This is a genomic window from Streptococcus hepaticus, assembly GCF_043656315.1.
Lineage (GTDB): Bacteria > Bacillota > Bacilli > Lactobacillales > Streptococcaceae > Streptococcus > Streptococcus hepaticus.
The window spans coordinates 1-6,176 of record NZ_JBINIY010000028.1 but is presented as its reverse complement, the minus strand read 5'-3'; the positions used below and the strand labels follow the sequence as shown (position 1 = coordinate 6,176).

Annotated in this window: 8 protein-coding genes; 7 read left to right on the top strand and 1 reads right to left on the bottom strand. The window is 29.7% G+C overall.

All coding sequences use genetic code 11. The features are described from left to right. A partial coding sequence (locus tag ACHUFA_RS10765) for a transposase (protein WP_394406054.1) occupies positions 1–284 on the bottom strand: 284 nt, incomplete at its 3' end. A gap of 486 nt (positions 285–770) precedes the next feature. On the opposite strand from ACHUFA_RS10765, the gene ACHUFA_RS10760 reads away from it, so the two are divergent. The 7 genes from ACHUFA_RS10760 (at position 771) to ACHUFA_RS10730 (ending at position 6,131) form a co-directional block, all read left to right on the top strand. After that, entirely contained in the window at positions 771–1,184 is a 414-nt protein-coding gene (locus ACHUFA_RS10760) for an RNA polymerase sigma factor (RefSeq protein WP_394406052.1), read from the top strand. A gap of 149 nt (positions 1,185–1,333) precedes the next feature. Beyond that, positions 1,334–2,038 carry a lantibiotic protection ABC transporter ATP-binding subunit gene (locus ACHUFA_RS10755; RefSeq protein ID WP_394406050.1) on the top strand — a complete coding sequence of 235 codons (705 nt, stop codon included), beginning with the start codon at positions 1,334–1,336 and terminating at the stop codon, positions 2,036–2,038. Further along, positions 2,031–2,792 carry a lantibiotic immunity ABC transporter MutE/EpiE family permease subunit gene (locus tag ACHUFA_RS10750; protein WP_394406047.1) on the top strand — a complete coding sequence of 254 codons (762 nt, stop codon included), beginning with the start codon at positions 2,031–2,033 and terminating at the stop codon, positions 2,790–2,792. Before ACHUFA_RS10755 ends, ACHUFA_RS10750 begins: the two co-directional genes overlap by 8 nt. A 100-nt stretch (positions 2,793–2,892) precedes the next feature. After that, on the top strand, positions 2,893–3,513 hold the full coding sequence (locus ACHUFA_RS10745) for an ABC-2 family transporter permease (protein WP_394406045.1): 621 nt from the start codon (positions 2,893–2,895) through the stop codon (positions 3,511–3,513). A gap of 1 nt (position 3,514) precedes the next feature. Beyond that, on the top strand, positions 3,515–4,183 hold the full coding sequence (locus ACHUFA_RS10740; protein WP_394406043.1) for a response regulator transcription factor: 669 nt from the start codon (positions 3,515–3,517) through the stop codon (positions 4,181–4,183). After that, positions 4,162–5,499 carry an ATP-binding protein gene (locus tag ACHUFA_RS10735; protein WP_394406041.1) on the top strand — a complete coding sequence of 446 codons (1,338 nt, stop codon included), beginning with the start codon at positions 4,162–4,164 and terminating at the stop codon, positions 5,497–5,499. Before ACHUFA_RS10740 ends, ACHUFA_RS10735 begins: the two co-directional genes overlap by 22 nt. A 473-nt stretch (positions 5,500–5,972) precedes the next feature. Next, a complete protein-coding gene (locus ACHUFA_RS10730; RefSeq protein WP_222350161.1) occupies positions 5,973–6,131 on the top strand; it encodes a hypothetical protein in 159 nt (52 codons plus the stop codon). Positions 6,132–6,176: the final 45 nt, after the last annotated feature.

The following is a 6,176-nucleotide window of genomic DNA, read 5'->3' as shown; positions in this document are numbered from 1 at the left end:
TCTTTTCGTGCCATAATCACTGCCGCTTGCTTTAGGATATCTAGCTGCATTTCGAGTTCTTTATTACGCTTTCGGAGCTCAATCAGCTCACGCTGCTCATCTGTAAGATTATCAATAGTTTTAAAGGAACCAGTTGTTTTTGCCTGACGTACCCACTTATCGAAGGTTGATGGGGTTAACTCATATTCTTTGATAAGCTCACTTCGTTTCATCCCTGCATTGTGAAGGTCAACGATTTGTTGCTTAAAGTCATCAGTGAAGTGGCGACGTATTTTTCTAGACATAATTTTTCTCCTATTTTCTTTAGTGTAGAACACTTTATAAGACTGTCTAGTTTAGTGTAACCTATTCACATTTAGCGATACTAAAAAAGTAGATATGGTTACAGAAAGAAAATATAAGAACTTTATTTTTTATAGCTTAAATCTAAATGGTATTCAGGAAGGTTCAATTTGGTTCGATAGATTCCAAAAATAAAATTCGCATAAATAAGCTTTCTAAAATTAGCAATTACAAGGAGATGAAGATTTAACTGTTAATTAGGAGGAGGATGTGTATGGGATGGGTTACGCACGATTTAATAAAAGGAATTCATAATTTTTTGTGCGGAAAATTTTCCTTATTGCATATAAACTTTACCTAATTCCAAACTTAATAAATTAAATAGTAGAACTGTTTTTGTTCATTTGCGAGGACTCGGTGTGCCATCATGCCGTAGTCCTCCTTTTTTGTTTTCAAACAAGATTTTGAAACGAAAAGGAGGACGAAAAATGAATAAAGAATATTTCTTGTTTGTAAACGGAAAGAAGATCAAAGTAAGTGAAGAGATTTATAAAGTCTATTGGCAAGAGAAAAATCATCAAAATTACTTGAAGCAGATAGATAGAAAAAATCATCTGCTTTTATTTTCTTCTTTTGACCACGATGGACATTTTGAGGATAGTATAGTTGATGAGGGATTTGATGTAGATAAGATTGTTCAAACACAGATGATGATAGAGGCGGTAAGAGATGCACTATCAAAATTAAATGATGAAGAAAGGGAAATCATTGATAGACTTTATTTCAATGATGAAACTATTCGTTCGGTAGCTGAAACGAAAAATATATCTCATCCAGCTCTCATAAGGAGAAGAAATAAGATATTTGACAAGTTGAGAGAATTGCTGAAGGATTTTAGATAAAAGTATAGGGGGAGTAAGTGAACAGAAGAGTTTCTTACTCCTTTTTTTAAGTTTATATATGCTTTTTGTTTTGCAAAAAAATAGAGTAATTATAATTTGGTTATTTTTTATTATTAGAATTGATTACATAAGAAACGGAGGAATAATATATGGAAATTATGCTTGAAACAAGAAATTTAACAAAGAAAATCAAAGGACAAATGATACTTGAAAATGTATCAATTAAAGTAGAAAAAGGAAAAATATATGGACTATTAGGACCGAATGGCGCTGGAAAATCAACGCTATTAAAAGTAATTACTAAAGTTATGAATTGTACATCAGGGGGTATTTTTTTTGAAGGAAAAAGCATGTGTACAGAAGATTTAAAAAAAGTTGGAGCTATCATAGAGCATCCTGCCATCTATCCCAATTTAACAGCCTATGAAAACTTAGAAGTTTTAACAGTATTATTAAATATTGATAAAAGAAGGATTGATTATGTGTTAAAAACAGTCGGGTTAGAAGACACAAATAAAAAATTGGTAAGAAATTTTTCATTGGGGATGAAACAAAGACTTGGAATTGCAATGGCACTAATAAATAATCCAGAATTATTGATACTTGATGAACCAACAAATGGACTAGATCCTTTGGGAATTCAAGAGTTAAGAGAATTGATAAAAGAGTTTTCTAAAAAAGGAATTACAGTTATTATTTCAAGTCATATTTTGAGTGAGGTAAAGCAGATAGCAGATAAGATAGGGATTATTAATAATGGGCATCTCATTTATGAAGCTAATAATTCTGGTGAGATGGATTTGGAAAAGTTGTTTTTAGAAATGATAAAAAAGGATGTGAAAAATAATGATTAGTTATATTAAAACAGAGTTAATGAAAGAAAAAAGATCTGCGAACTTAAGGTTAGGAATTATTGTGCCTATAATTTTTGTTTTATTTAATGTAGCTATGGTTAGTTTGATGGGGGAAAGCCCAGAAGGAAAAAGTTACATATTGGCAACTTCTTTTAATTGGTATCCACTTTTAATTCTCCCAATAGTTTTGAGCTTACTAGTTGTGAATATAAATGGTAAAGAAAAGAGCGAGCATATTGTTTTACAAAAAAGCAAAAATCTAAGTTTTACAAAAATAGAATTGGCAAAAAATATTATTATTGTAGCTGAATTATTTATTATTCTACTAATATCAACAATATTAATATTTACTGTTGCGATATTTTTTCTAGGTGAAAAAATATCGCTAAGTCAATTAATTATAGCTACTATTTGCCTTTTTATTGGAAGTTTACCGATCGTTGCTTTATCTTTTTTGATATATGGACTTACAAAAAAGAAAGCAGTTCTTATATTGTTGAATTTTGTGTTGACATTCCCATCGGCTGTGATTGCAGTAACAAAAAATTGGATTTTATTTCCATGGTCATATAACTTGCGAATGCTTAGTCCAGTTGTTGGGGTACATCCAAATGGGACTTTTCTTGAGAATGGCTCCAAACTAATGAATATGGATGCAACAAACTTAGGATTGCTTTTAAGTATTGCAGTCTATGTAGTCGTATTAACATTAAGTCTTTTAATTAACAACAAAAGGAGTCAAAGAAGTGTATAATATAATATCATCATACTGGCTTAGAAGTAGAAGGACACCAGTAAGACTAATGACTTTTTTATGTCCAATCCTATTTTCTTTGATTTATGGTATTTATTCGATGAATTCAAAAGGATTAATAGGGAAAGCAATGGGAGTGTTTTTTTGCACATATATAATTTTAGCAAATTTTTCAATGTGTTTTTATATACCAATGATATATGAGGTTGATAAGGTAGCTGGGAATTTTGCAAATGATTTAAGGACTGGGATTAGTAGGAAAAAAATATTCTTTTCTAAATCTATTTATATCTCTATATTACTATTTATAATTGAATTTATATCTATCTTGGTAATGATATTAATAGGGTTTGGAAAAGTTGAGTTTAATTATATAAGTACAGTTTTATGCTCCTTGATTGGTACAATTATGCTGATACCAATGATTCCTGTTTATCAATTTTTAAGTTTGAAATTAGGTTTTTCTGGTAGTATACTAATCGGAGTTTTTTTAACATTATCAGGTATTTTGTTAGGTACCACAGAATTAGGCGGTAATATTTGGTATTTATTACCTTTTGTTTGGCCGATAAAACTTATTTTTGCTTATACAAGTCATGAAGTTACAAGTCATGTCATTTTGATGTTTTTAGCATTATCAGTAATCATTACTGTAGTGTTTATAGGCGTATTTAATAATTGGTATAATAGATGGGATGGTATTAATAAAATGGAGGAGTAGAATGAACTTATTAATCATAGATGATGATAAAGATTTATTGCGACTTTTAGAGTTGACTTTTAAAAAAGAATATAATGTTGACCTTTGTGATTCAGCTGAAAAAATTGTTCCTGAACAGCTGGTTAAATATAATTTGCTTATTCTTGATGTCATGATGGATAAAATGGATGGATTTAAGTTTTTATCACGATATAGAGAATTGATAGATGCACCGATTATCTTGTTGACGGCTAAAAGTTTTGAAAAGGACAAGATAGAGGGATTTGCCTTAGGTGCAGATGATTATGTTACAAAGCCATTTTCTGTATCTGAAATCAGGGCGAGAGTTGCAGCACATATTAGAAGAGAAAATAGAGATAAGCACAGTAGAATAATTGATTATCCGATTTCTTGTGACTTATTGTCTAAAAAAATATATTTCAAGAAAAATGAGATTGCTCTTACCAAAAGTGAATATGAAATATGTGAATTACTTTTAAAAAATAGAAACCAGGTTTTTACTAAAGAAAAGATTTATACAACAATTTATGGATATGATGCTGAAGGTGATAGTTCAACTTCTATTACAGAAAGAATAAAAAAAATAAGAGAAAAATTTGCTGGATTTCATATAGATCCAGTTAAAACTATTTGGGGAGTAGGGTATCAATGGGAACTAAAAAAAGTTTAACCTATTTAATTAGTAAATTTGCAATTTTAGAATTGTTTTTTGTACTATTTATGATTTTATTCTCCTATATGCTTCTAAACGTCTTAATTAACATTGGGGTAGTATATCCTGCAAATTATGCTGAAATGAATTCTGATACAGTGAAATATGAATTTCTAAAAGAGAATTGGAAAATTGATAAAATACCATTTTTTTATGAATATCAATTAAGAGATAATGGAGAAATTATAGAAAATACGATTGATGAACGCTATAATCAAGAAATAAGTGAGGCATTGCAAAAAGGAAAATCTTCAAAGGATCAAATAATAGGTTCAGATGTATTTAAGGCTTTTAAAAATGGTAATAAAGATTTGATCATAAAATATAAAATTAGTGCTATACCTACCAATCCAAATGTATATAAAATAATTGGAAGTTTTGAATTGGTGTTTTTTATAAGCATGTTTTGCCTATGGCTAATTGGATTTATTTATTTAATAAGCAATTTGACAAGGAAATTAAGGAGTGAAATTAGAAAGATATCCAAGGCTAATGATAATATTGAAAAATTACAATTAGAATTTGAAAGAGAGCATTCTGATTATACCGAAATTTCAGGAGTATTGGATTCGATAGATAGTATGGCAAGGAGCTTAAAGGCATCATTAGAAAAACAATGGAATATGCAGATGACACAAAAAGAGATGATTGAATCGATTACTCATGACGTGAGGACTCCCATTACTCTAATCAAAGGGAACATTGAATTATTAAAAGAAGATCAAGAAAATGTTCTTGAAAGAGCAGAAGATACTTTAAATGGTGTGGAGAGATTGGAATCTTTTTTAAAAAAACTAAATGAATTTTCTGATTTGATGGAAGCTCCAAAGGAAGTTGTATCAAAAGAAGTTTTAGACTATTGGATAAAAATTGTGACTAGTATTTGCAAACTTAAAGGTTTTAGCTTATCAATTCTTTCGTATGATGCAAGTAATATTAAATTAGATAAAAATTCAATTTCTATTGCGATACAAAATTTAGTAAACAATGCAATTGAGAACTCTTCAGTTGGTTCTACTATATTTATCGGTTTTTATGATGATATAGATGATTATACGATTGTTGTCAGGGATCAAGGCGATGGATTTAATAATGATATTCTTTATGATCTAAGAGAAAAATATGTATCAACGAAAATGTATGATAATAATATACATGGTTTGGGACTTTCAATTGTTACGAAAATACTTGAAACTAACAAGGGGCAATTGTTACTAAAAAATTATGACGATCAAGGTAATGGTGCTGAAGTTACAATGGTATTTAAAAAGTAAGCATATTTTAAAAAATTAATAAATCTGGTTACCAAGAGGGATAAATTTTCACTATTAAAGTGTAGGGGGAAATTTATCCTTTTTGCTTTTGAGGTAGAAGAGAAAATCTATTCCGTTATTAAGCAAAGAATCCTACATAGCAGAAAGCTAATTGATCTTTGACAACTGAATAGACCAAGGTGGGACGTTATCCATTTGTGGAGAATTATGACCTACGCCAAGACTTTTCTGCTGAGAGATTCGGTTTAAATGAATACTGGTAAGTGCCAAGGATAAAAGAAAAAGAGCGATAAATAGGAATACATAAAGGATAGGTGTGGCAATCTATCTCCGTGATACAAATGGTGATAATGATACTTCAATAGCTTAAGCCGGTTCGTCTTAATAAGGGGCGGTGGTGAGATTCCAATGTAGCAGCCAATGCACCTACCAATGTCATAAAACTTATTACAAAAAATAGTGAGGTTAAGACTATGAATAAAATAAAAGAAGATAAAAAATGTAAAGAAAAAAAGCAAATAGTCAAAGAAGATTACTCGAAAAAAATAACCTACTCTACAAGCAAAGATGAAAAACTTGATTTATTAGAAATCATCGAAATGTACTTATGTAAATCTTGCATTAAGCTTTAGGCTGACATAAAAAATAGAGTGCGGTAAAATACAAGTAGTTGAACA